The organism is Phaeodactylibacter xiamenensis (assembly GCF_965229835.1).
Lineage (GTDB): Bacteria > Bacteroidota > Bacteroidia > Chitinophagales > Saprospiraceae > Phaeodactylibacter > Phaeodactylibacter xiamenensis.
In genome coordinates this window covers 2626132-2649039 of the sequence record NZ_OZ245931.1, presented here as the reverse complement: position 1 = coordinate 2649039, position 22908 = coordinate 2626132, and the positions used below count along the sequence as shown (strand labels likewise).

General features: G+C 50.2%; 21 protein-coding genes and 1 tRNA gene. 13 read left to right on the top strand and 9 right to left on the bottom strand.

From position 1 onward, the window contains the following. Positions 1-58: 58 nt before the first annotated feature. Both ACO08I_RS09805 and ACO08I_RS09800 read left to right on the top strand, forming a co-directional pair. Entirely contained in the window at positions 59-829 is a 771-nt protein-coding gene (locus tag ACO08I_RS09805; protein WP_282776634.1) for a glycosyltransferase family 2 protein, read from the top strand. Beyond that, positions 810-1583: a TIGR02757 family protein gene (locus ACO08I_RS09800; RefSeq protein ID WP_421949208.1), complete on the top strand. Its 774-nt coding sequence runs from the start codon at positions 810-812 to the stop codon at positions 1581-1583. Before ACO08I_RS09805 ends, ACO08I_RS09800 begins: the two co-directional genes overlap by 20 nt. Before the next feature lie 6 nt (positions 1584-1589). On the opposite strand, the gene ACO08I_RS09795 is transcribed toward ACO08I_RS09800, so the two are convergent. Both ACO08I_RS09795 and ACO08I_RS09790 read right to left on the bottom strand, forming a co-directional pair. Beyond that, on the bottom strand, positions 1590-1970 hold the full coding sequence (locus ACO08I_RS09795; RefSeq protein WP_044222326.1) for a DUF4783 domain-containing protein: 381 nt from the start codon (positions 1968-1970) through the stop codon (positions 1590-1592). Between the two features lie 161 nt (positions 1971-2131). Further along, a complete protein-coding gene (locus tag ACO08I_RS09790; protein ID WP_421949207.1) occupies positions 2132-2953 on the bottom strand; it encodes a hypothetical protein in 822 nt (273 codons plus the stop codon). Between the two features lie 143 nt (positions 2954-3096). Here ACO08I_RS09790 and ACO08I_RS09785 point away from each other — a divergent pair, with 143 nt between their 5' ends. Then, positions 3097-4332 (top strand): Pycsar system effector family protein, encoded by a 1236-nt coding sequence (locus tag ACO08I_RS09785; protein ID WP_044222332.1) that lies wholly within the window; start codon positions 3097-3099, stop codon positions 4330-4332. Positions 4333-4339: 7 nt separating this feature from the next. On the opposite strand, the gene ACO08I_RS09780 is transcribed toward ACO08I_RS09785, so the two are convergent. Next, positions 4340-4642: a TIGR03643 family protein gene (locus ACO08I_RS09780; protein ID WP_044222335.1), complete on the bottom strand. Its 303-nt coding sequence runs from the start codon at positions 4640-4642 to the stop codon at positions 4340-4342. 85 nt (positions 4643-4727) lie between these two features. Between ACO08I_RS09780 and ACO08I_RS09775 the strand changes: the two genes are divergently transcribed. From ACO08I_RS09775 to ACO08I_RS09765, 3 genes are all read left to right on the top strand, one after another. Continuing rightward, entirely contained in the window at positions 4728-5180 is a 453-nt protein-coding gene (locus ACO08I_RS09775) for a DUF2141 domain-containing protein (protein ID WP_282776643.1), read from the top strand. Between the two features lie 124 nt (positions 5181-5304). After that, the gene (locus ACO08I_RS09770; RefSeq protein ID WP_282776646.1) at positions 5305-5688 is read left to right on the top strand and encodes a hypothetical protein; all 384 of its coding nucleotides are present in this window, start codon (positions 5305-5307) and stop codon (positions 5686-5688) included. Positions 5689-5959: 271 nt separating this feature from the next. Further along, positions 5960-8815, top strand: a complete 2856-nt coding sequence (locus ACO08I_RS09765; RefSeq protein ID WP_282776648.1) for a chemotaxis protein CheB — start codon at positions 5960-5962, stop codon at positions 8813-8815. Between the two features lie 14 nt (positions 8816-8829). Here ACO08I_RS09765 and ACO08I_RS09760 read toward each other — a convergent pair whose 3' ends face one another. Then, on the bottom strand, positions 8830-10989 hold the full coding sequence (locus ACO08I_RS09760) for a sigma 54-interacting transcriptional regulator (RefSeq protein WP_282776650.1): 2160 nt from the start codon (positions 10987-10989) through the stop codon (positions 8830-8832). 335 nt (positions 10990-11324) lie between these two features. Here ACO08I_RS09760 and ACO08I_RS09755 point away from each other — a divergent pair, with 335 nt between their 5' ends. The 3 genes from ACO08I_RS09755 (at position 11325) to ACO08I_RS09745 (ending at position 13153) form a co-directional block, all read left to right on the top strand. After that, positions 11325-11516 carry a hypothetical protein gene (locus ACO08I_RS09755; RefSeq protein ID WP_421949206.1) on the top strand — a complete coding sequence of 64 codons (192 nt, stop codon included), beginning with the start codon at positions 11325-11327 and terminating at the stop codon, positions 11514-11516. 45 nt (positions 11517-11561) lie between these two features. Next, positions 11562-12686, top strand: coding sequence for an IS701 family transposase (locus ACO08I_RS09750; protein ID WP_421946784.1), 1125 nt, complete (start codon positions 11562-11564; stop codon positions 12684-12686). A gap of 113 nt (positions 12687-12799) precedes the next feature. Continuing rightward, the gene (locus ACO08I_RS09745) at positions 12800-13153 is read left to right on the top strand and encodes a hypothetical protein (protein ID WP_421949205.1); all 354 of its coding nucleotides are present in this window, start codon (positions 12800-12802) and stop codon (positions 13151-13153) included. 151 nt (positions 13154-13304) lie between these two features. Here the strand turns inward: ACO08I_RS09745 and ACO08I_RS09740 are convergent. Both ACO08I_RS09740 and ACO08I_RS09735 read right to left on the bottom strand, forming a co-directional pair. Next, positions 13305-13379, bottom strand: a tRNA-Val gene (locus tag ACO08I_RS09740). A 36-nt stretch (positions 13380-13415) separates the two neighbouring features. Continuing rightward, positions 13416-13568: a hypothetical protein gene (locus ACO08I_RS09735; RefSeq protein ID WP_160213792.1), complete on the bottom strand. Its 153-nt coding sequence runs from the start codon at positions 13566-13568 to the stop codon at positions 13416-13418. Here ACO08I_RS09735 and ACO08I_RS09730 point away from each other — a divergent pair. The 4 genes from ACO08I_RS09730 (at position 13567) to ACO08I_RS09715 (ending at position 18838) form a co-directional block, all read left to right on the top strand. Continuing rightward, positions 13567-16155, top strand: coding sequence for an AsmA family protein (locus ACO08I_RS09730; protein WP_421949204.1), 2589 nt, complete (start codon positions 13567-13569; stop codon positions 16153-16155). The genes ACO08I_RS09735 and ACO08I_RS09730 overlap by 2 nt on opposite strands. Positions 16156-16185: 30 nt before the next feature. Continuing rightward, the gene (gene queG, locus ACO08I_RS09725) at positions 16186-17142 is read left to right on the top strand and encodes a tRNA epoxyqueuosine(34) reductase QueG (protein WP_282776658.1); all 957 of its coding nucleotides are present in this window, start codon (positions 16186-16188) and stop codon (positions 17140-17142) included. Beyond that, positions 17132-17728 carry a hypothetical protein gene (locus ACO08I_RS09720; RefSeq protein WP_421949203.1) on the top strand — a complete coding sequence of 199 codons (597 nt, stop codon included), beginning with the start codon at positions 17132-17134 and terminating at the stop codon, positions 17726-17728. Before queG ends, ACO08I_RS09720 begins: the two co-directional genes overlap by 11 nt. Before the next feature lie 144 nt (positions 17729-17872). After that, entirely contained in the window at positions 17873-18838 is a 966-nt protein-coding gene (locus tag ACO08I_RS09715) for a fasciclin domain-containing protein (RefSeq protein ID WP_282776662.1), read from the top strand. Between the two features lie 81 nt (positions 18839-18919). Here the strand turns inward: ACO08I_RS09715 and ACO08I_RS09710 are convergent, their stop codons facing one another. From ACO08I_RS09710 to ACO08I_RS09700, 3 genes are all read right to left on the bottom strand, one after another. Then, entirely contained in the window at positions 18920-20083 is a 1164-nt protein-coding gene (locus tag ACO08I_RS09710) for a methylmalonyl-CoA mutase family protein (RefSeq protein ID WP_282776665.1), read from the bottom strand. Positions 20084-20219: 136 nt separating this feature from the next. Then, complete coding sequence (locus ACO08I_RS09705) at positions 20220-21416, bottom strand: hypothetical protein (protein WP_282776668.1); 1197 nt, start codon at positions 21414-21416, stop codon at positions 20220-20222. 392 nt (positions 21417-21808) lie between these two features. Next, positions 21809-22900 (bottom strand): bifunctional 3-deoxy-7-phosphoheptulonate synthase/chorismate mutase type II, encoded by a 1092-nt coding sequence (locus ACO08I_RS09700; RefSeq protein WP_282776671.1) that lies wholly within the window; start codon positions 22898-22900, stop codon positions 21809-21811. Positions 22901-22908 lie beyond the last annotated feature (8 nt).

The window sequence follows — 22908 nt, the reverse complement described above, 5'->3', positions numbered from 1 at the left end:
GTTCAATACCATAAGGTCTACGCACTTTTGCTATCTTTGCGCCCAATAAACCGCAATCATGTATAAAGGCAAGAAAGTCATCGCAGTGCTGCCTGCTTATAATGCTGCACTGACACTTGAAAAAACCTATAAGGAAATCCCTTTTGATCTGGTGGATGAAGTCATTCTCTGCGACGATGCCAGCAAGGACAATACATCTGAACTGGCAAGGTCGATTGGCATTGAGCATGTCATTACCCATCAGACCAACAAAGGCTATGGAGGCAACCAAAAGTCGCTTTACAATAAAGCCCTGGAGCTGGGCGGTGATATTGTCATCATGTTGCACCCGGACTACCAATACACGCCTAAGTTGATACCAGCCATGGTCAACATCATTGGCGATGAGCTTTATCCGGTGGTACTGGGTTCCCGGATTTTAGGAAAGGGAGCCCTGGCGGGAGGAATGCCGCTCTACAAATACATTGCCAACCGCGCGCTGACGCTGACCCAAAACCTTCTGATTAACTACAAACTTTCCGAATACCACACGGGCTACCGTGCCTTCAGCCGGGAAGTGCTGGAGTCGATCAACTTCAACGCCAACTCCGATGACTTTGTCTTTGACAATGAGATGCTTTCCCAGATCATCTACGCCGGATTTCATATTGCTGAGGTGACCTGCCCGACCAAATACTTCGAAGAAGCTTCTTCCATCAATTTTGCGCGCAGCAGCAAGTACGGGCTGGGCGTATTGCGGGTGTCTTTCAGCCATCTGCTGCAGCGGCTGGGGCTGGGGCGTTTTCGTATTTATGAACAGCCGCAGAAGCATGCCCAAGCGAGACCTTAAGCAACAGTTAGAAGCATTAGTTGACCACTACAATCGGCCCGGCTTTATTGAGGATGACCCGATAAGCATCCCGCATCAGTTTACCCGCAAGCAGGATATTGAGATCATGGGCTTTTGGGCAGCGATGCTCGCCTGGGGGCAACGCAAAACCATCATCAATAAAGCGCAGGAGCTGGTGGCGTTGATGGATGGGGCTCCTTATGATTTTATCACGCAGCATACGGAGGAAGACCGCGCCCGCTTTCTTAGTTTTAAGCACCGCACCTTTCAGCCTACCGATACCCTTTATTTTTTGGATTTTTTGCAGCGCTATTACCGGGCGCATGACTCATTGGAAACTGCTTTTGCCCGTCATCTCAGTTCTGACGCAGAGCATGTGGGGCCTGCGTTGGCCGGGTTTCACGAAAGTTTTTTCGACCATCCCTTTGCGCCACAGCGCACTCGCAAGCATGTAGCAACGCCTGTGCGAAAGTCGACCTGCAAGCGGCTCAATATGTTTTTGCGCTGGATGGTACGCTCCGATGAGCGCGGCGTGGACTTTGGGCTTTGGAATACGATACGCCCCGGACAGTTGCTGATGCCGCTTGATGTGCATGTGGAACGGGTAGCGCGGCGGCTGGGCTTGCTGACCCGCAAGCAGGTGGACTGGCAAGCCGTTCTTGAGCTTACCGAAGCGCTGAGGCGCTATGACCCCGCTGATCCTGTAAAGTATGATTTTGCCCTGTTTGGGATGGGCGTGCTGGAGGGGAAATAAGCCTTGCTACTCACGGTCGAAGCGCAACTCCTGAATAAGCTGGCGGCCATTTTTTTCTTTCATGTAGATGTACACCCGGAAAGTCTGCCCGTTGGCCGAGAGGTTGCCAATGCAGTACTGAGAATCATTATTGCGGGCGGCTCCCTTATGCACGGTGCTCCAGCCGGAAGGGCGGTGCTGGCTAAAAAACTGCCGGACAACACCTATGGCATCGGCTTTGGCATAAACATCGTCTTTATCTAAAATGGAAACCTCCACGGAATCGTCGAAGTAGTTGCCCAATGTAGTGGCATCTCCCTGGCTGATCGCCTGCGTGATGGCAGACAGGTTTGCCGGGGACTGTAGTGCACTGGGCAGTAAAAAGGCAAGAAAGAGTAAGCTTTTCATATGGCTTTGGTTTTTGTTCATGGATTGCCTCAGATACTAATTTACGACATTTGTCTGTCATTTAGACTTCGTATGATGTTAAAGTCACACTTCGGTCATTTGGGCAGCACCAAAACGGGTAGTAAACGCTCTTAGGTTTTGAGAAATTGTGCAGCAGCACATTAATTGTTGAAAGCAGGAGGGTATGCCCGGGTTCGTTCTTCAGCCCTGATTATTTTTTGTACCCATTCCCAGTCGGTTGACCGGTCGCAGTTGATGCAGAGGTTATTGATAGGGTGCCCGCTCCAGCTGTAGATCAGGGATTGCGAAGGATAGAGCGGGCCTTGCAGCATGGGGCCGTAGGTGTGCCCTGTGGCGGTATACTCCCAATAGTGAATGCCATGTTTGCGCTCAAACTGTATAGCATCGGCGACCCTGATGCCGCCATCAGGCAGGCGCGCCAGGAAATGACCGCTGTAAATGGTATGGATGAAGGCCCAAACGGAAGCCTCGAAGTTAGGGAACACCACAAATGAAGCCGGTTCAGGGTCGTTGCGAATATGGTCGGCGCAAAAGCCAAGCTGTTCGCAAATCCAGGGTTTGCCGTGGTGCCGGATGCCAAAATAGTTGAGGGTGCGGTTGGCCAGAAAGGAAGTGCCCCAAAAGGACTCTCTCGCGGCTTTGCTTAGCAGAGCCCGCCAGTCAGCAAGGTACAACTGGCCATAAAGCTGGCAGGCCGCCGCCGCATCCCGATAGAAGGCATCCTGCAGCCGCTCCTGCCACTGATCTGGCAATGCACTGCTTCGGGGAATTTTGATGTAACGCCGCTGTGTCTCAGGAATGAAGCCAATCAAATTGGGCGCAATAGCTTCGAGCTCGGCCAAAGCTTGTTGTACATGGTTGCTGGAAGTAGCGCGAATACCGCCTTCCGGCCACTGGGCAGCAAGCGGGCTGACGGTGATCAGCAGCAGGAACGTCCACATTAAATTCAGGCAGGGGCGCATATTTTTTGATAAAGGTAAGGAACTGAGGGATTTTATACTATTTGGGCCATCAGTATCGTTAACAGGAGCCGAATGGCCAAACGGACCGCGGAGTTTACTATCTTTAACCCCCTCAAACCTCCATCGCCAACCTGGATAATGCTATGACGAAAACGGAAACCCCTATTGTCGCTGCCGCTGAGCAATACGTAAAGCGTTTTTATGAGGAAAATTTTCAGGATAACTTACCATTCCACGATTACCGGCATTTTGAGAATGTTGTCAACGCAGTACAACTGATCGGTGAAGCGTATGAACTTGGGGCGGAGGACCTCGAAGTACTTCGCCTGGCGGCCTGGTTTCATGATCTGGGCTATTTCGAATCCCCGGAAGGGCATGAGTCAAGGAGTGCGGTATTAGCAGGGGCTTTCTTACAGGAGCAGGGTTATCCGGAAGCGCAAATTGAGCAAGTCAGGGGATGTATACTGGCGACCCGGCTGCCTCAGTCTCCCGAAAATTTACTACAGCAAATACTCTGCGATGCGGATCTCAGCCATCTGGGCAATGCACACTACTGGGACCGTTGTGGCAGACTGCGGCAGGAAATGGCCATCGCGAGAGGGATACTAATGTCGGATCCGGAGTGGGTGGAATTTGAGATCAACTTCCTGATGCAGCACAGCTATCATACGGATGTGGCCCGCGAGCTCTTCAATGAGCAAAAACTGAAGCACATCAGGCAGCTGAACAAGCAAAAGCTCCGCCTCAATCCGGATACGCTGAAGGTGATGCAGGAGGAAGAGCAGTCCAAGAAGAAAAAGAAGAAGAAAAAAAAGAAGAAAGGTAAGGATGGCGATCAGTTGAAGGAGCTGAACCTGGGAAGAGGCGTGGAGACCATGTACCGGACTACCTACCGTACCCATGTGAATTTGAGCTCTATCGCAGACAATAAAGCCAATATCATGTTGTCGATCAATGCCATTATCATTTCGATTGTGGTGTCTAGCCTGGTACCCCGTTTTTCCGATAATCCTCGTCTGATCCTGCCTACGATATTGCTGCTCGCGGTTTGTTTGTCAGCTTTGGTCTTTGCCATCCTTTCTACCCGCCCCAAGGTGACCGAAGGGCGGGTAACCCGGGAAAATATCGAGAACAAGAATTCCAATCTGCTCTTTTTCGGCAATTTCTACAACATGGAGCTGAACGATTTTCACTGGGGCATGATGGAAATGATCCGCGACAGCGATTTTTTATACAGCTCTATGACGCGCGATTTGTACTACCTCGGTGTGGTGCTGGCCAAGAAGTACAAATACCTGCGCATTTGCTACGGTATCTTCATGTACGGACTGATTGTATCCGTTATCGTATTTGCGCTGGCATTTGTAACGGCACCTTAACTTCCCCCTATCGCTTAGAGATATTGTTGTGGGAGATGTGTTTCTGCCGGGTGGACTTGAAACGGGTACTCTGATTAGCCCGCAGCCTGCGGTGTTTGGTTGCCCGGCCCTGTACCCGTTTCCGCCACATTTTCCAGCTGCTTAGCTTCATTTCCTTCTTCATGATGCGGATGACCTCGGATTCTTTCACGCCAAACTGATCCTCAATGGCGTCAAAGGGCGTGCGGTCTTCCCAGGCCATTTCTATGATCCGGTCAATATTCCGGTCTGTTAATTCGTACTTTTGATAAATTTTTTTGACGCTTCCCATAATGAATGTTGAATTTCAGAGTTGTAACAAAGTGTTGTCCGGGAGGTTGTGAATGCCATGTTTAGCTACTGTAAAATTTAAGCCAATGAATGGGGTACTTGGATTTTGTTTATTGCTGTTGACATTTACGGGGGGCCAAAGCCAGGATTGGCCGGCAGCTACGGCAAGGCTGAAGGTCAACGTATTGGGGGTGGCTGCAAACGGAGGGAATATTCACATTGCCATACACCGGGAGGCCACTTTCTTACAGGACGAATCTGCTTTATCCAGTGTGGTTGTGTCGCCCCGGGGCAAAGCAGAAGTCAGCGGGCAGTTGGAAGCCCTGCCCCATAATACCTATGCTGTGGCGGTCTTTCAGGATATGAACGGCAATGATCAGCTGGATAAAAACGCCCTGGGCATCCCTACGGAGCCTTATGCTTTTTCCAATAATCCAATCGTGAAATGGCGGGCTCCAACGTTCAATGATGCGGCGGTACCGCTTAATCAGGCAGAACAGGTCATCTCAATCACACTGAAGTACTGGAAAGATTATTAATTGGGCTGAGAAATATCATTGAGCAGGGTACCGGAGTGGGGGCATCTTTGCAATAGATTCAGGTAAGCCTTTGCCAGAGGCGCTAATACCTGAGAGCCTTAACCTAACCAGAATCTTAGCAAACATGATGCCTGTCACAGCCTTTTCCAAAACTACCGGCAACAGCCCCGGTATTTCGTTGAGCCATATCCGCAAAGAGCTGGAGCTCTATCATCAGGAGTGCAAATTGTACCTGCAACTGCTTCGCTCAACCGACCCTTCACTGCCTCAGGTGGAAACCCTGCGTGCCCATTTAAGGCAGGCGGCTAAAATTACCCTGCCCAAACTGCAACAGGCACTTCGGTCGTTCGAGGGGCAAACCGCTAATGCCACCTCAGCTGACGGCGGGCGGAGCCATATGAGTTTCTTTTTGGAGCAACTCCAGACAGTCCGCGCTCATATGATGGCATTGAAGTACGAAGTGTTTGAGCTATTGGACCAAAGCCCGGTCAGACCTCGGATTTGGTAGCCTGGCACTGAAAAAATTCCTGGCGGGCGGACTTCTGTTCTTGAAAATGAACCCTCATATTGAGGTATCTTCATTTTATTTTCCTATCTTCCCATCAAACGCTCTTGTTTGCTGAATGCCCGAGGACTGGCTCTGATATATTCAACAGCCAGGTCTGCCGGAAACGCAGGATATTCCTCCTCTGCAAGGAGAAGTACCCGCGCTGCCTTTTTATTGGTTTACAAGAACATATATAGCCCGCGCGCTGTCCTGGATAACAGAAAAAGGGACTATGAAAGTAATTGGTATCGGCGCATCCGCGGGCGGACTGGAAGCCATTACAAGGCTTGTCTCCAAACTGTCCGATGGAAGCGGAGCCGCTTTTGTTTTTTTACAGCACTTGTCTCCAAATACGAAGTCCATGATTGGGGAGCTTCTGGGGAAGCATACGAGTATGCCTGTCACTATGGTGTACAAGGATCAGCCTGTTAAAGCTAATCACATCTACGTGATGGCAGAGAATAAGAACATTGTGTTCTCCAATGGCAGGCTGCTCACTAAAGCCCGCCCGCCTGAGTCGGAAATAAACCTGCCTATTGACCAGTTTTTCAATTCTTTAGGAGAATCGCTCGGTAGCCATGCCGTTGGTGTGCTCTTGTCCGGCACTGGCACAGATGGGACAAGAGGGCTACGTACCATAAAGGAGAAAGGTGGGTTTGTATTGGTGCAGTCACCGGAGACCGCAAAGTTTGATGGGATGCCAAGAGCGGCTATTGACCTGAAAATTGCAGATCGCATCAGCCCGCCCGAAGAACTGGCGCAGGATATAGAATATATCCTTACCCATCGGGATTTTAAAACAAGAGAAGTTGGTTTTCAGGATAAAAAACAGAAGGAGACCTATTTTGATAAAATCGTACAACTCGTTTCTAAGCGAACCCATGTGGATTTTAGCGAATACCGGGAGCCTACACTGAGCCGGCGGCTGGAAAACCGCATTCTTATCCGAAAGTGCAATGATATTCAGGCTTACTGGGAAATCATTCAGCAGGATGTAACGGAGGTGGCCGCTCTGTTTAGTAACTTCCTTATTGGTGTGACCAATTTCTTTAGAGACCCCGAGGCCTACGATGCCATCAGGAAGGAAGTCCTGCCCGAAATATTTTCCCAGCCGAAGGCAGAAGGCGCGCCATACAGATTTTGGGTAACGGCCTGTTCTACCGGCGAAGAAGCCTATACCCTCGCTATGCTAATCGAAGATTATTTGCAGGAGCACGATAGGGAAAACGTAGATTATAAGGTCTTTGCTTCTGATATTGATGAGCACGCGATACAATTTGCCATTAAAGGCACTTACTCCCTGAATATGGTCGCTGATGTGCCTGAACCGTATCAATCCAAATATTTTATCCGTGAAGGTGATTACATGCAGGTCAGGCCTTCTCTGCGTAAACGGATTATGTTTGCTGTTCAAAATCTATTGGGCGACCCGCCCTTTATAAATATGGACCTGATTACCTGCCGCAACCTGCTCATCTACCTGCGGCCGGAGGTTCAGCAAAAAGCGCTTTCCACATTGCACTTTGCGCTCAAGCCGGGAGCATTTTTGTTCCTTGGGCCAAGTGAATCCCTCGGCAGTCTGAAATATGCCTTTGAAAAATACACCCGCAGCTGGAATATCTTTACGAAGCGCGCTGATAAGTCCCCAAAGCTTCAGTCCTCGTTTTCAATGCATATAAAGCCTGCAAATACTGAAAAATCAAAGCAGAATATGAGTAGCTTCCAATCAGACCTCCATCCGTCTTTTACGGATACTGACCCGTTCACCCGGTTTCTGGTTGAACGTTTCGCGCCGATTGCCTTTTTTGTGACTGAAGAGTTGGATATTCTTTACCTCAACGGTGAAGCTGAGCAGATTTTGAACATGCCCAGGGCTTTAGCCCGGTTAAACCTCAGCAAAATGCTCAGCAAAGAGGATTTGCTTACTTTTAAAGCGGGCATACAGCAAGTGTTGTCAGAGGGTGGTCCTATATCGTTTGAGCATGTTGTACTCAGGAAACGCGACCGGGAGTTTATCGCAGAAGTCCGCTTTGATTTACCCCATCTGCCTGAATTGTACGAAAAAGGAGAAAACGAGTCCACTCCGAAAGTCATCCTCATCGAGGTTTATCTGCCCGAAGAGTCCAAAGAAGAGGACGAGCCTGCTCCTAAGAATATGACGGAAGGCAAAGTCACTACGCTGCAAAAACAACTGAAAGCCTCCAAGCGCCGCTCTCAGGAACTGGTCAATGAGCTGGAAGCGACTAATGAAGAACTGCAAACGTCCAACCGCGAGCTCATGGCCTCCAATGAGGAGCTGCAAAGTACCAACGAGGAGCTGCAATCGGTAAACGAGGAGCTCTATACCGTGAACAGCGAACTCCAAATGAAAAATGAAGAGCTTACAACCGCTAATAACGATATTTCCAATTTGCTCAAGAGCACGGATATTGGCACTATTTTTCTTGACAAGGGACTCAAGATCCGGCGCTTCACACCTGCTGTCCGGCGGCAGTTTAATCTCATAGACTCTGATGTTGGCCGTTCGATTACCAATTTTGCCACTACTTTTAAAGGGCTGGATATCGAAGAGGTCTGTCAGGAGGTATTCAGGACCCTTTCTCCTTTTGAAAAAGAGATTGTAGACAAGGAAGGCGATCATTATTTGCTGCGGGTCCTTCCTTACCGTACCGAGGAGGATTATATCGATGGATTAGTGCTAACTTTTGTGAATATCAACGAACTCGCGATATCGCGCAATCAAACACAAAAAGCCGAGCGGATTTTCAAGCAGTTCGTTAGCCAATCAGACCAGCAGATCGCGATTATCGACAAAAAAGGGAAGGTCCATTTTGTTAACCGGGTACGGTTTACCGGCAAAAAGTCAGATGACTTAATCGGGCAGCCTATTTATTCCTATTTGCCGGAAGATATTCGGGACGAGGTTAAAAAAATGCTGGAAAATGTCTTTGATGGCAAGCCCTTCGAGCGGTTGCAGTTCAGCTATGATTACCAGGGTGGTTCCAAAGGAGACGCTTCTCTGATAATCGTGCCGATTATACTGGAAGGGTATATTAAATATGCAGCTCTGATTGAAGATATAGATTAGGCGAAGGCATAAAGCTACTCCCGTTCAATGCCCAGCTTTTTCATTTTTGAAAACAGGGTTTGCCCTTTCATGCCCAGTAGTTTGGCAGCGCCCTGTGGGCCAGTCACCCGCCAGTGGGTTTTTTCAAGAGCATTGATGATATGTTGACGCTGTATTTCTTCTAATGTAGGGAATTCATCTCCGATTTCGGAGTGGGCTGCCGATTGTTTGGAGCGTACCGGGCGCCAGTAGGAAAGGTCAAGGGTCTTGTTATTGGAAAGGACCACTGCCTGCTCCACAATATTCATGAGCTCCCGTATATTACCGGGGAAATCGTACTGCTGCAGGCGCTTGAGGTCTTTGGCACGGATGTTATCAATCGGTTTGCCATTTTTCCGGGCAAACTGTTTCATAAAATGCCGGACCAGCAAAGGGATGTCTTCCGGGCGGTCCCGCAGCGGAGGATTTTGCAGTGGGAATACGCTCAGACGGTAATACAAATCTTCCCGGAATTGTTTCCCGGAGACCATCTTTCTCAGGTCACGGTTGGTGGCTGCAATAATCCGGACGTCTACCTTTAGGGTCTCTACACCACCTACGCGTTCAAATTCACCCTCCTGAAGTATCCGAAGGAGTTGGGATTGTATCTTCAAAGAGATTTCTCCGATTTCATCCAGGAAAATAGTGCCTTTGTCCGCCAGCTCGAAGCGGCCGGTTTTTGTAGCCGTTGCTCCTGTGAAAGCCCCCTTCTCATGGCCGAACAGTTCAGAGAGGATCAGTTCTTCAGGGAGCGCAGCGCAATTGACCCTCACCAGAGAACGATCACTGCGCTTGCTGAGGCTGTGAATAGCCCGGGCCAACAGCTCTTTGCCCGTCCCGGTTTCTCCCTCGATCAGCACCGTAGCTTCAGTTGGCGCGACCTGCTCTACCTGTTGGAGTACCTTTCGGTAATTGTCACTTTGAGTCAGGATGTTCTCGAATTTATTGCCCTCAGAGATTTCTTCCTTCAGATAAATGTTCTCTTCCTCCAGTCGGTCAGAAAGCGTTTGTACTTCAAGCAACGCTTTCCTCAATTCGGCTTCCTGCTGGCGGCGCTCTGTGATATCATGAGCACTGAGGCTGATAAGCTTAGTGCCGTTGATGTCCAAAAAGTCAAGATGGAACTCAGCAGGAAAAACCCGGTCATTTCTGGTCCTCAGGGTACTTTCCATTTTCATGGTTTCCCCTGCCGAGGCTTCAGCCCATATCTCATGCCATTGCTCAATGGTGTTTTCTGCATCGATATCGGTAATTTCCAGCCTGCCGGTCATTTCCGAAGCTTCATAGCCAAGCCGGTTGGCCATGGCCCGGTTGACATATCGCAGGGTGCAGTCGGGGTTGATCCAGCATACCATAGCCTCGGAACGATCCAGGACTGCCCCTGCCAGGTGCCTTTCCGCTGAGGAGCTCTGCCTTATTGAGATACTGCCCTGCAGCTTTCCGACTATGTTGTCTTCTTCCACCGGGTAGCCATAGATATTGATTTCATATCCCGGCCGCTGTTCGTCATGGCGTAACTGCAGCTGCAGCTCAAAAGGAGACCGGTTTTTCTGGGCAGCTTTGATTTTTTGGATGAGGGTGGCAAATTGATTTGAAGGCAGCCGGTCCTTTAGAGCAGATACAATATTCAATTGGCGGGGCGGAGGGAGTTGATCGGCATCCAGTTGCAGGATATCAGGAAAGTTATCTGTCATCTGAAAGTCCCCGTTAATGATATTCCATTCCCAAATAGCAATTTGATAGTGCTTGAGGTGCCGGTAGGTCGGTGTTTTAAGGCTCTGAATAGAGCCTGCCGGAGGTATGAAACAGCATAGTAAAGGTGGGGAGGTATTTTTAAAAACCGAGCCCTGTATTCGGAAAAACTGAGTTTCACCAGACTTGAGCCGCCATTCTACGAGCCAGGATTTGCTTTTTCTGGCGCCTGCAGCATCCCAGCGTTGCAGGTACCGGACCATGTTCAGTTCTTCTTCCAGGTCAAAAATCTGGAGTTGTGTGAGCCCTTCTTGCAAATACCCCAGCCTTTTTCTTGCTGCAGGATTAGCATACCGGATATGGCCCTTTTTGTCAAATAACATAACGGCATCATTGCCCCTGGCCATAATGAGCTGGAACAATGCAGCAAAATCCACAGCATCTAAAGCTGGTTTCTCCTTCATGTTGGCAATCCTAGAACGTAGGTGTATTTAATGTTCTTTCATACGTTACCATCCTGAAGCCGTGAGGGCGTAAGGACTGGGGTCTTTATTTGATTCACGCCTCTCCTGATGTAAATCAGTCTAAATATAATCAAATCCAAGGCAAATACAAATTTGATTTATTTTTTATTAAATAAGATAAAAGTTGTCTTATGTAGTGATTTTAGTAACGCTGAATTAAATTTAAAGCCTTGTAGGTCAGTATTTTATGTTTTGGTCCGGTCTTTGCATTCTAAAAGCCTGAAACAAACACTACGGTAGCGGTATGATCCGCAAACAATAAAACAACAAGCCAAATGGATGAGCGAAGCATGATGAATTTGCTGAAAAAGAAGGAAAAAAGAGCGCTCGAGTGGCTATACGAAGCCTACAGCCCAATTGTCTATGGCACTGTACGGCGAGTCGGGAACACCAATGAGGTGATAGAAGAGTTGCTCGTGAAGACTTATGTCACTGACCTTTCGCACGCGAAAGATTTGGAAAATTGATTAATAATGTTGGGGCAGTTATCTTGCAGCTCAAAGGAGCGCAAGATGAAAGACCCAAAGTTACTTGACTTGTATTCGGACTACCTGCTGGCATCGTTTCGCATGGCGACAGCCACCGGCTTGTCCGAGCTGACCGATCAGGCACTGAGCCATGACAAGATCAGCCGTTTTTTAGGGCAGGAAGCCTTCACGGCAAAGGACTATTGGCGTTGCATAAAGCCTTTGGTACGTAAAGTGGAGCACCCGGACGCGGTCATCAAGATAGATGACACGATCGAGGAGAAGCCGCACTCTACGGAGAATGAAGTGGTCACTTGGCACTGGGACCACTCCAAGAAGCCGAAAGCGGGGCACACCAAAGGGATCAACATCCTGAATTTCCTTTACCAGAGCCCACAGGGCATAGAGCTGCCTGTTGCTTTTGAGATCGTGCGCAAGTCGCAAGAATACGTGGATGCCAAAAGCGGGCAGGTAAAGAAGCGCAGCCCCCGCAGCAAGAACGAGATGCTGCGCGACCAGCTTTTTGCCCTTGTCAAATACAACCGCGTGCCCTTCCGCTATGTGGTATGGGACACTTGGTTTGCTGCCAAGGAGAACTTCGAGTTCGTGCATTATGAGCTGGGCAAGCATTTCATCAGTGCCTTGAAGAGCAACCGCAAGGTCGCCCTTAGCATGGAAGACAAGCTGGAAGGCAAGTTCCACCGAGTCGACGGGCTAGAACTGCAAGCAGGCCAGGCCATTACTGTTTACCTCAAAGGGCTGGATTTCCAAGTCCAGTTGGTCAAGCAGGTCTTTATAAACCAAGACGGCTCAACTGGAGACTTGTACCTGGTCACCAACGATCTGGAGCTAAGCGGCCCAGCTATCTGCACAACCTACGGGACACGCTGGGGAGTGGAGGTATTCCACAAATCGCTCAAACAAAACGTGGGGCTGGAAAAGTCCCCCACCAAGCACGAGACATCCCAGTGCAACCATGTTTTTGCTGCCATGATTGCCTGGACTAAACTCGAACTGCTGGCTGCAAAAGAGCAGACCAACCACTTTGCCCTAAAAACCAAAATTTATGTCAATGCCCTCAGGGCGGCTTTTCAAGAGGTGCAAAGGCTCAAAGCCTATGTCCCTAAAATTGGACCGCCGGATGGGCTAGCCACCCCTCTTTTGGGGTAAGGCCTTGATTAACTTGTTCATGCGAGTGCTTTTTCAGTGCCATGCACTGAGTGGGCTTGCTGTGCCAAGCACCCTGAGTACTGCTAATTTTTTCAATTATCATAACCTTTCGCGTGCGAAAGGTCAGTTATGTCAATGCCTGGGCTCAGGCTCAAACGATTGATGTTGCGAAAGACCGGGCCCTCCCCTGGATTTTCAATGTGCTTATTGATACGATTGTGGAGTATGCGGAGTCTGTTGAACCGGAACGTAAAGCCTCTGAGATCAGCGCTTTGAAGCTTGACCTGGAATTAGATGCTGACTATCATCAGCACCAATTGTCCCGCCTTGAGCGAGCCATAGAAAAGCATTTTATCGTGCATCAGGTGCCTGTCGCGGATATAGTGCAGGATGATACGAAGCTGCAGCAATCTGTTATGGCATTGCGGGCCCGAATGAAGATCAATCAGGTCCTTATGCCTCTTTAAAGAACGTGTTATGTTTCGAATAGCGGTAATTCAGTTCCTATGAACGACCCGCACTGATGAGTCTTCCATCGTTTTGCACCGGAAGGCTCTTTTTTTTGACCTGAGTGCAGGGAAAAAAGAAAGGGAGCACATTTGCATGTACTCCCTTTTGTGGGCGGTGAGAGACTCGAACTCCCGACCCCCTCGGTGTAAACGAGGTGCTCTGAACCAACTGAGCTAACCGCCCTTTTTTGTTTTCGGAGCGCTTTTGCTCCGCTGTGCGTTAATTGCGAGTGCAAATATAGAGGCGAAAATGATACGGCGCAAGCTTTTTCAAGAAAAAAAATAAATAAAAATAATCGGCAATCGGTAAACGTTTCTCTTTTTTAGCCGGAAAACGCTTATTTTCAGGGCTTTGAAAACCTGCTGCTGCCATGAAAAAAATTTTAAAACGCCTGTTGATCATCCTATCCGTTACCGTTCTGCTGCTCATTGGAGCCGTGGCGGTCATTGCGAACCTGTTTGAGGACCGCATCGGGCGGGCGCTTACCCAAACCATCAACAACCAACTTACCGCTGAGCTTACTGTTCAGGGCTTCGACATTACGCTGTTCCGAAGCTTCCCCAGCCTTTCGGCTAATCTAAAAGGTGTCCGGTTGGAAGATACTGCAGGGGCTCCATTGCTGGAAGCGGAGACGATCGGTTTCCGGTTTGGGCTGCTCAGTCTCTTCAAATCCAGCCTGGAGATCGGCTCAGTGGTGGTTGATAAGGGGCAACTGCGCATCCTGATCGATAAGCAGGGTAGGGGCAACTACGATATTCTCAAACCCGGAGAGGAAGAAGCCAGCTCAGAGGCTACCAATATCGACCTGACCTCGGCCGAGCTGAGGCAGGTTGCGATATCCTATACCGACCAAAGCCAGAGGCAACAGATCGAAGGAGTTGTTCAATCTGCTTTGTTTTCCGGGGCATTCTCCAATACTGCGTTCGATCTGGAAAGTGAGGCGCAGGTCCAATTTGAATATGCAGACCTTGATGGCATCCGTTATCTTCCCGGTAAGGCTGTTTCCTATGATGTAGAGCTGGCGGTAGACTTGCAGGCGGGCACTTACACCTTGCAGCGAGGGGCGCTGCAGGTAGAAGGCAATGCCTTTGAAGTGGATGGTACGGTGGAAAATTGGGAGACGGGGACCTATTTCGATCTCTACGCCACAGCAGAGAATGGTAATCTGGCGGGTGTCCTGGCCTTGTTGCCCGACAGTTACGCCAGTCAGCTGCAAGGCTTTAGCAGCAAAGGGCGGTTTGCCTTTGATGCCATCGTGAAAGGGCAGTACAACAAGCAACAGCAACCGGAAGTAAGGGTGGAGTTCAGCCTTGAAGATGGCCGCCTGAGCAGTGATCTGCTGGAGCAGCCTTTGAAAGAGGTAAGCTTGCAGGCGGTATTTACGAATGGCAAGTACCGCAATGCAAAGTCTTCCATTTTCCGCCTGGACCAGTTTAAGGGGTATTTCAACCGGGAGCTGATTGAAATGACAGCAGAGGTAAGTAATTTTGAAGAACCTGATATCCGGTTTTTCCTGAACGGTGTCCTGCCGCTTGAGTCAGCCTACGGCTTGCTGGGCAAACCGGCAATCACCGAAGGCTCCGGAGAGGTTGAATTCCAGGACGTACGTATCGAAGGTCGCTACAAAGATATGATCAACCCGAGCCGCATCGGGCGTGTATCGGCTGAAGGCATGCTGGAATTTGATGATGCCGGACTGGTCATCGGAGAAGAAGCACTGCTACTGGACCGGGGCCGCCTGCAGCTGGAAGGCAACCGCCTGAGCATCGAAGGGCTGCGCCTGGAGGGAGCCGGAAGCGACATCACCTTTGATGGTACCGCATTCAATCTGCTTCCGGTGCTTTTTGCGGATTCGCTAAACTCCAGCCGGGCACAACTGGAGTTTGACGCGCGTTTGTCGGGCCGCAGCCTTGATATTGACCGCCTGATGGGAGCCCTCACATTTTCGGCAGAGGCGGAAGCTGATGCTCCAGCCACTCAAGAGGACTTAGCACCGGAAGAACAGGAGCCTCAGGCGTTATTCCTGGGGTTCCTAAACGGTACCTTTGATGCCGATATTGAGGCACTGAATTATCAAAAAATTGAAGGAGAAGACTTTCAGGGCAAGCTGGCTTTCCGCGCCAATACCATGAATGTACTGGGCGAGATTAAAGCCTTTGGCGGGCAAATAAGCCTGGACGGGGAAGTCAACTTTGAGGCTGCCCCGGTCCTGGAGGCGCGTATGGCCTGCCAAAACCTGGAAGTCAGCACCTTATTTGAGCAGGCGGATAATTTCGGGCAGGAAGTGCTCACCCACCGCCATTTAAAGGGGCAGTTGGACACCAAAGTCGCCATTTATGCCTACTGGGATGAACAGGGCGACTTTCTCATGGACCGGCTGCGTGTATTAGCCGGCATTGGCATTTCCGAGGGTACCCTGCAAGGCTTGGAAATGCTGCAGGATTTTTCCGACTTCGTTCATATCCGGGACCTCCGGGAAATCAATTTTGTGGATATGCAGAATTTCCTGGAGATCAGGAACCGCCGGCTCTACCTGCCTGTGATGTTCATCCGGAGCAATGCGCTCAACCTTACCATCAGCGGAGAGCATTCCTTTGATAACGAAATTGCCTATTACCTCAAGGTGAATGCAGGACAGGTACTAGCCGACCGGTTCCGAAAGCATGACCCTAGCCTTAAGCCCAAGCCGGCCCGGCAGTCGGGCTTTTTCAACTTGTACTACGCTATGCTCGGGACGCTGGACGACTACAACATTACGGCAGCCAAGCAGCGGGTCAGGGAAGACTTTGAGCGGAGTGAATTCCGCAAACGGGAGATTCAGCGTGCGCTGGAGCAGGAGTTTGGCATCGTTGAACTGATCGAAGAGCCCGAAAACTGGAAGGACATCCCTGAATTTGACCACGACACCTACGATCCGCAGGAAGAAGAATACCTCGACTTTGAGGTGGGCGGGCGGTAATTTAGACTATCGTACATTACCTTTGCCCTTATGAGCAATAAAACCTTGCATACGCAGATGATCCGGGAAGAGGCACAGCGCCTGGGCTTTGCCTTTGTGGGGTTTGCCAAAGCCACCCGTTTGGATGAGGAAGCCCGCCGGCTTGAGGCCTGGCTAAACAAGGGCATGCACGGTGAAATGGGCTATCTGGAAAACCACTTCGAAAAGCGGGTGGACCCCCGGAAGCTCGTACCGGGTGCCAAAACGGTGGTTACGCTCATGTACAACCACTACACTGATCGCCGCCCTACGGACCCGGATGCCCCGAAGATTTCAAAGTACGCTTACGGCAAAGACTATCACTTCGTGCTCAAGCACAAGCTCAAAGACCTGATGAAGTACATTCATGCCGAAATTGGTGAGGTGAACGGCCGGGTTTTTGTCGATTCCGCCCCCGTGCTGGAGCGCGACTGGGCTAAGCGTGCCGGCATAGGCTGGCTGGGCAAAAACACCTTGTTGATCCACCCCAAGGCTGGCTCCTACTTCTTTCTGGCCGAACTGATCATTGATTTAGACCTGGTTTATGACCACCCCATAAAAGATTATTGTGGTACCTGTACCCGCTGTATTGATGCCTGCCCTACCGATGCGATCAGCCCCGGGGGATATGTGGTGGACGGCAGCAAATGCATTTCTTACTTCACCATTGAACTGAAAGGCGCCATACCGGAAGCTTACCGTGGCCACTTTGAGAACTGGATGTTCGGTTGCGACATCTGTCAGGACGTCTGTCCCTGGAACCGATTCAGCAAGCCCCATCAGGAACCCGAATTCGAGCCCCATCCTGATTTGCTGGGCCTCTCCGCCAGTGACTGGGAAGAACTGACTGAAGAGGTTTTCCGCGAGCTTTTCCGTAAATCAGCGGTAAAGCGGACGAAGTACGAAGGGCTGAAGCGCAATATCAATTTTTTGAAGCCCTTATCTGAAAAAACGGACCATGAGGCATAAGGTGTTCGTCTGTTTGACTTTGTTGCTATGGAGTTGCGGCCCGGTGGTGGAAACGCCCGAAGAGCAAAGGCCTGTCCACCAACAGTCTTCACTTCCTGAGGGTGCCCATCAGATGGAAGCCCACCCTGCAAAGCCACACCAAGGCTGGATCGCCTGTGGGGGGCGCTGGACGGCAGGGGAGGGGGCAGGCCTTGGAGCCGGTTTTGCGGATCAGCTGGGAGCTGGTGTGCTCAATGCGGGCATTACCGGTGAGCCGCTTCCGGGGCTGCTGCAGCGCCTCCCTCAACTTTTGGACCGTAAACCCGAAGGCCTGATCTTGGAAGTTGGACAGGAAGATGAAGCGCTAAACGCACCTCCAAAGGCCTTTCAAAAACACTTAAATGCGCTGGGCAGACAGCTTGGTGAGCATCCTGGCCTTAAACTGCTTATACTGGTTTCTGCCCGTGAGGCTGCTTACCGGGAACTTATCTTGGAATTTGCTAAAAAACAGGGTGCGCTAGTGTACTCCGGCGATTTTTCTGAGGCCCCCCCTGCTGCAGCTCAGCATAATGCTTTGGCTAAGCAAGTCCGTCAAATGTTGTATTAGCACAGGCTTTTCGGCGGTTTTGTAAAAGAATTGGCATTTTGCTCGGTTCTTAGGGGGGTACGTTAATTGATTGTGAACTTATTAGGGGTGTACTCGTTGAAGAACCCGAATGATGATAATTCTCCAATCAATTAAAAAGCAAACATGAAAAAATTGAATCTTTGGCTACTGGCCATCTTTGCACTTTCTGCGCTGACATTTACGGCTTGTGATGACGATGACGACACGGATCCGATTCCGGAGCCTACCACTATTGTTTCTTTTGCACAAAACAGCGATGATTATACCATCCTGGCAGAAGCGGTAGTTGCAGCTGGTCTTGACGGGGTACTGTCCGGCACCGGTCCATTTACCGTATTTGCACCAGACAACGCTGCCTTCCAGGCATTGCTCGACAGCAACCCGGACTGGAATACGCTCGATGATATCCCGGAAGCTACTCTAACCGCAGTATTGACCAACCACGTACTCGGAGGAGAAGTAACTTCTTCTGATCTGATGGCAGGATATTATTCCACGCTCAGCGCCACAGGCTTTGGTGATGCAACAACGAGCCTTTATGTCAACCTTGATAACGGTGTCGTACTGAACGGCGGTCCTGAGGTAGTTGCGCCAGACGTGGATGTAGACAATGGAGTAATTCACGGTATTGATGCAGTCATTCTGCCACCTACCGTAGTAGACTTTGCAACGTCTAATCCGGCACTGTCCTCATTGGTGGCAGCACTGACCCGCTCTGATCTCAGCACTGATTTCGTAGGTGCTCTGAGTGGTGAAGGCCCGTTCACTGTATTTGCACCAAGCAATGCGGCATTTCAGGCGCTGCTCGACAGCAATGATGACTGGAATACGCTTAACGACATCCCCGTAGGTACGCTTGAGGCGGTACTTTCTTACCATGTCAGCAGCGGCGTCAATGCACGCTCTTCAGATCTTTCTGACGGTATGATGGTAAGCACACTGGCAGAAGGCGCAACACTGGAAGTGGATCTTTCTAACCCGGATGCTCCTCAGATTGTCGGTGGTAGTAGCACAGCAACTGTTGTGCTAGCCGATATTCAGGGTGCGAATGGTGTGGTTCACGTTATTGATACGGTACTGCTGCCCTAAATTATCCATGGAAATGGGTAAATAAAAGAGCGCCATTCGGATTTTGTCCGGATGGCGCTCTTTCTGTTACAGGCCTTGTATTTAATGGAATGCGCGTTCCTGATCCAGTTTTTGAAACTTTGCCCAGGCCCGGTCGGCAATTTCCCGGGTAAGTTTTTCGATATAATAGCTGCCCGCTCCGGGGTCAATAACCCGGTCGAGGTGGCTTTCCATTTTAAGGAGGTGCTGCAGGTTGCGGGCTACCCGCCGGCTAAAGGGCGTATCAGGCTCCTTTTGTGCCCGGTTAGAAGGCAAAACATACAGCCGGTCTACGCCCCCGATCACAGCAGACATGGCCTGCGTACTGGCGCGGATCATATTGGAATTCGGGTTCTCATCCTGTGATTCCTGAGCGAAGTGAGCTACTACAAAGGGCTGCTTACCCTTCACACCGTATCCTTTCAGAACGTTGCTCCAAAGCAGGCGAAGAGCTCTGAATTTTGCGATTTCCACAAAGTAACTTTTGCTGACCGCGATGCCGAACTGCAAATGCTGGTTGATGATATCTGCAGTCAGCCCCGTTTCAGTAAGCCGGGCCAGGTACTCCGCACCTTTCGCCATAGTGAGGGCCAGCTCGTCGACGACCTGCTCCGGTCCGCTGTGGAAGGTTTTGGCATTGACCTGTAGCGGGCGTACGTAGGGCCATTGGGTAGTGCAGGATTGAATAAACGCGGCCAGAGTATCAATGGGAGGTTCCGGAAAATCCAGGATGGGGTCGAAGTCAATCGTGAAATTGGCCTGTTCGCCAGTGACACCTTTCTCCTGGTACCAGTCCTGCAAAAGCTCTAATAGCCGGACAGGCTGTTTTTCAGAATAATGCTCGCTGAAGTTCAGCGTCACCATTTCCGGCGCCACACCATCAAGAAGCTGATGAAGGCGGAGGCGGTCTAAAGGCTGGAACAACCGAAAGAGCGGAGCCTGAACGCCTCCTTTCAGTCCTTCGAGCAGGGCTGTATTCGCCTGCTTTACATCTTTGTAAACGTTGATGTACTCACCGATTTCCCAGTCATTGCCCCGCCGGCCAGCGAGTAGGGGGGCAGTTGTTTGATGATCAATGTCTTCCGGGTGATAGAATGGGGCAACTGTGATGTCTTCGCCCAGGTGCCAAAATAAATCTTCCAGCGGTTTGCCTTTCAGGTCTTTCTCCACTTTGGCAACCCAGGTGGCCTTGTCTACGGCAGGAAATTCTTCAAGTAGGTTTTTCATAAGTGGCGTTTTTTACTCCCTGCCAATTTAAAATAAAAAAAGCAGAGAGCCGTTGCTCTCTGCCATCAAAGTGTCCTGTAATAAGAAACCCTTTACAAACCTACAAGCAGGAAGCCTTGCTGCCTGCTTACAGATCCTAAGGATACAGGGCATTCAGAGGGTCGCGCAGCCAGTCTGTTGCCGGATGCATGATTTTTGTCAGGGTGTGGGAATCTGGCGCAATATCTTCGAAATTTGGCTGGGGTACACCCTCTGCCTGATGCAGGTGGGGGATAGGTACTCCCCAATTGGGGCAACCGCCGGCTACTTTGAGCGTTTGGGTGCTATGGTAAACATTCTGCCCGCACAGGTCCCGCACGCTCCACTTGCGATAGATGATGCAAAAGCCATTTTCATATAGTGTTTCATCCTCCCAGGTGACTATAAAGCTGCAGGATTCTTCGTCCAGGCTTATTTGGTCGTGTGTGGTGGACCGGTCTCCATCGGTGTCTACAACCGGGAAACCCGTATGCGCCGGACCTGAAGTTGCCGGATCTTCCAGTATTGGTGCCTCAGAACCATCGAATGATTCGGGGAAGATAATATTGTTGATCCCCGGTTTTTCAACGCTGATCAGTTGTCGGAAGGTACAGACGGTTTCCTCTTTGTCTGTAGCCACCCACAACCGCTCCACCACGCCCAATGCATTGCTGAGGAATTCAAAGTTGGAAAGCCTGATTTTCAGGCCTTTTTCCTGAGCTTCGGCGACGAGCCTCAGTGTATCCCCGGTGTTAAGAAAAGAAGAATAAAATGTGTTGAAAGGCTGCTCCGGGCACAGGGCCGGTACAGCTTCACTATTAATAAACACGTTAAAAGTGTGGTCTGAAAAAGAGGAGCCCCCAACGTAACTCCAATCAAATCTGACAAATCCATCGGCCGGAATGGCGAGCTCGTAAGCTGCCTGGCTTCCGGGAGTCAGAAGAATTGAAGCACTATTAGCCCCTTCAACTAATACTGAATTGGGAGCTCCGGTGACATCTACCCCACCGTCACCATCTTTTGTGGCATGGCGCCAGTTGGACCATGCGAAATAGCCTTGCCAGCCCTGGCTTTGACAGCTCAGGTTGAAGTACTGGTCTTCGAAAGTGTAGAAAATTGTTTCAGATGAGGAATAGGATAGAACCGGTGGTGGTACCTGCCAGGAATCCTGACAGAACACAGTACCGTGTGTGCCTGTAAAGACAAGCGGTTGGGGGGAGATGGATGCCGCCTCATCATTCTGGGCACATAGCCCAATTGGCAACAACCAAAAATAGAGAAGTATTTTTTTAAGTTTTGGGATTACTACTTGCATGTCGTACACTTTCTGCTACTCAGCCATGCGTATGGCTAAACGATTTTCAGGGTTGATTCGGAATCAACTGAAATTTAGTACTCAGAAAACCTTACTGGAAAATTAGCGGAAAGGAGAGTGGGTGGAACACGCAACGTGTTAAAACCAGGACATACCTGCTTTTTCATGGGATTATGTAGTTTAAGGGATAATAAAATTTGAAAGAGGTTCCTTATACACACACTAAGTTAAGTACGGTGCCTACTTTCGTTGATACAAATATAGGATTTACTGCAATTTATTCCATACCGCATACCCGGTATTTATCAGATTTAAATTATTGTTATTTGTAAAGGTTTGTTTCATAAGGGTTGAGAGCTCCGCCCTGTAAAGAGGCAGGGCGGAGCAGGACTTTATGCTTCTGCCCTTGGCTGGTTCATCACTTTCTCCTGATGGTTGATGGATTCCTGATGGACGGCCTTGAGATAAACGGTAACAAACTCTTCGCTCAGCCCCTTAAGCTTGCCTTTGGTTACGGCGCGCTCCAGGATTTCGTTCCAGCGGCTGCTTTGCAGAATGGCAATATTATTGCGCTGTTTGTACTCTCCAATCCTCTCAGCCAGGCGCATACGGTTGCTGAGCAGGTTGAGCATTTCCTCGTCCAGTTCGTCAATCTCATGGCGCAGGTGCTCCAGGTTTTCAAGGAACTCCATATTATCAGTTGTCGGCTGGCGGAAAATGAGCTGCTCTTTCATTTCCAGGAATTGTGCCGGGGTAATTTGCTGTGCGGCATCGCTCCAGGCGTTGTCGGGATCCGGGTGCACTTCGGTCATATAGCCATCAAAATTGAGGTCGAGTGCTTTCTGCGCTACGGTTTGCAGGATGTCCCGGCGCCCACAGATATGGCTGTTGTCACAGATGATAGGAAGGTCAGGGAATTCCCGCTTCAGGTCGATGGCAAGCTGCCAGCGCGGCACATTGCGGTATTTGGTCTCTCCGTGGTAACTGAAGCCCCGGTGGATGACCCCAATACGGGTAATCCCCGCTTTGTAGATGCGCTCAATGGCCCCTACCCATAGTTTGAAATCCGGGTTGATGGGGTTTTTGATCAGCACGGGGATGTCCACGCCTTTTAGGGCATCGGCTACTTCCTGTACGGAAAACGGATTAACAGTAGTGCGGGCACCCAGCCAGAGCACATCAATCTGATGCTTGAGGGCCTCGAAGACGTGCTGTGTGTTAGCGACCTCGGTAGTCACTTTAAGCCCGGTCTCTTCCTTGACCTTGCGCAGCCAGCCCAGGCCTTCGGTACCGATGCCTTCGAATGCGCCGGGGCGGGTCCGTGGCTTCCAGATACCGGAGCGGAATAAGTCTACGCCTTTACCTGCAAGGGCACGGGCCGTGGTCAGTACCTGTTCTTCTGTTTCGGCACTGCACGGGCCGGCAATAATAATTGGCTTGTTGGCAGGCTTCTCTTCCAGTAGAGGTTTAAAAGTCATATCCATGGTTACGT

What these genes read in the sequence shown, in the direction of transcription:
- ACO08I_RS09760 (WP_282776650.1), bottom strand. Translation starts at nt 10,989, where the DNA reads ATGAAGGAGAAACCAGCTTTAGATGCTGTGGATTTTGCTGCATTGTTC.
- ACO08I_RS09805 (WP_282776634.1), top strand. Translation starts at nt 59, where the DNA reads ATGTATAAAGGCAAGAAAGTCATCGCAGTGCTGCCTGCTTATAATGCT.
- ACO08I_RS09780 (WP_044222335.1), bottom strand. Translation starts at nt 4,642, where the DNA reads ATGGGAAGCGTCAAAAAAATTTATCAAAAGTACGAATTAACAGACCGG.
- ACO08I_RS09750 (WP_421946784.1), top strand. Translation starts at nt 11,562, where the DNA reads ATGAAAGACCCAAAGTTACTTGACTTGTATTCGGACTACCTGCTGGCA.
- ACO08I_RS09790 (WP_421949207.1), bottom strand. Translation starts at nt 2,953, where the DNA reads ATGCGCCCCTGCCTGAATTTAATGTGGACGTTCCTGCTGCTGATCACC.
- ACO08I_RS09770 (WP_282776646.1), top strand. Translation starts at nt 5,305, where the DNA reads ATGATGCCTGTCACAGCCTTTTCCAAAACTACCGGCAACAGCCCCGGT.
- ACO08I_RS09795 (WP_044222326.1), bottom strand. Translation starts at nt 1,970, where the DNA reads ATGAAAAGCTTACTCTTTCTTGCCTTTTTACTGCCCAGTGCACTACAG.
- ACO08I_RS09800 (WP_421949208.1), top strand. Translation starts at nt 810, where the DNA reads ATGCCCAAGCGAGACCTTAAGCAACAGTTAGAAGCATTAGTTGACCAC.
- ACO08I_RS09710 (WP_282776665.1), bottom strand. Translation starts at nt 20,083, where the DNA reads ATGAAAAACCTACTTGAAGAATTTCCTGCCGTAGACAAGGCCACCTGG.
- ACO08I_RS09765 (WP_282776648.1), top strand. Translation starts at nt 5,960, where the DNA reads ATGAAAGTAATTGGTATCGGCGCATCCGCGGGCGGACTGGAAGCCATT.
- ACO08I_RS09700 (WP_282776671.1), bottom strand. Translation starts at nt 22,900, where the DNA reads ATGGATATGACTTTTAAACCTCTACTGGAAGAGAAGCCTGCCAACAAG.
- ACO08I_RS09705 (WP_282776668.1), bottom strand. Translation starts at nt 21,416, where the DNA reads ATGCAAGTAGTAATCCCAAAACTTAAAAAAATACTTCTCTATTTTTGG.
- ACO08I_RS09775 (WP_282776643.1), top strand. Translation starts at nt 4,728, where the DNA reads ATGAATGGGGTACTTGGATTTTGTTTATTGCTGTTGACATTTACGGGG.
- ACO08I_RS09735 (WP_160213792.1), bottom strand. Translation starts at nt 13,568, where the DNA reads ATGGCAGCAGCAGGTTTTCAAAGCCCTGAAAATAAGCGTTTTCCGGCT.
- ACO08I_RS09755 (WP_421949206.1), top strand. Translation starts at nt 11,325, where the DNA reads ATGGATGAGCGAAGCATGATGAATTTGCTGAAAAAGAAGGAAAAAAGA.
- ACO08I_RS09715 (WP_282776662.1), top strand. Translation starts at nt 17,873, where the DNA reads ATGAAAAAATTGAATCTTTGGCTACTGGCCATCTTTGCACTTTCTGCG.
- ACO08I_RS09785 (WP_044222332.1), top strand. Translation starts at nt 3,097, where the DNA reads ATGACGAAAACGGAAACCCCTATTGTCGCTGCCGCTGAGCAATACGTA.
- ACO08I_RS09720 (WP_421949203.1), top strand. Translation starts at nt 17,132, where the DNA reads ATGAGGCATAAGGTGTTCGTCTGTTTGACTTTGTTGCTATGGAGTTGC.
- ACO08I_RS09730 (WP_421949204.1), top strand. Translation starts at nt 13,567, where the DNA reads ATGAAAAAAATTTTAAAACGCCTGTTGATCATCCTATCCGTTACCGTT.
- queG (WP_282776658.1), top strand. Translation starts at nt 16,186, where the DNA reads ATGAGCAATAAAACCTTGCATACGCAGATGATCCGGGAAGAGGCACAG.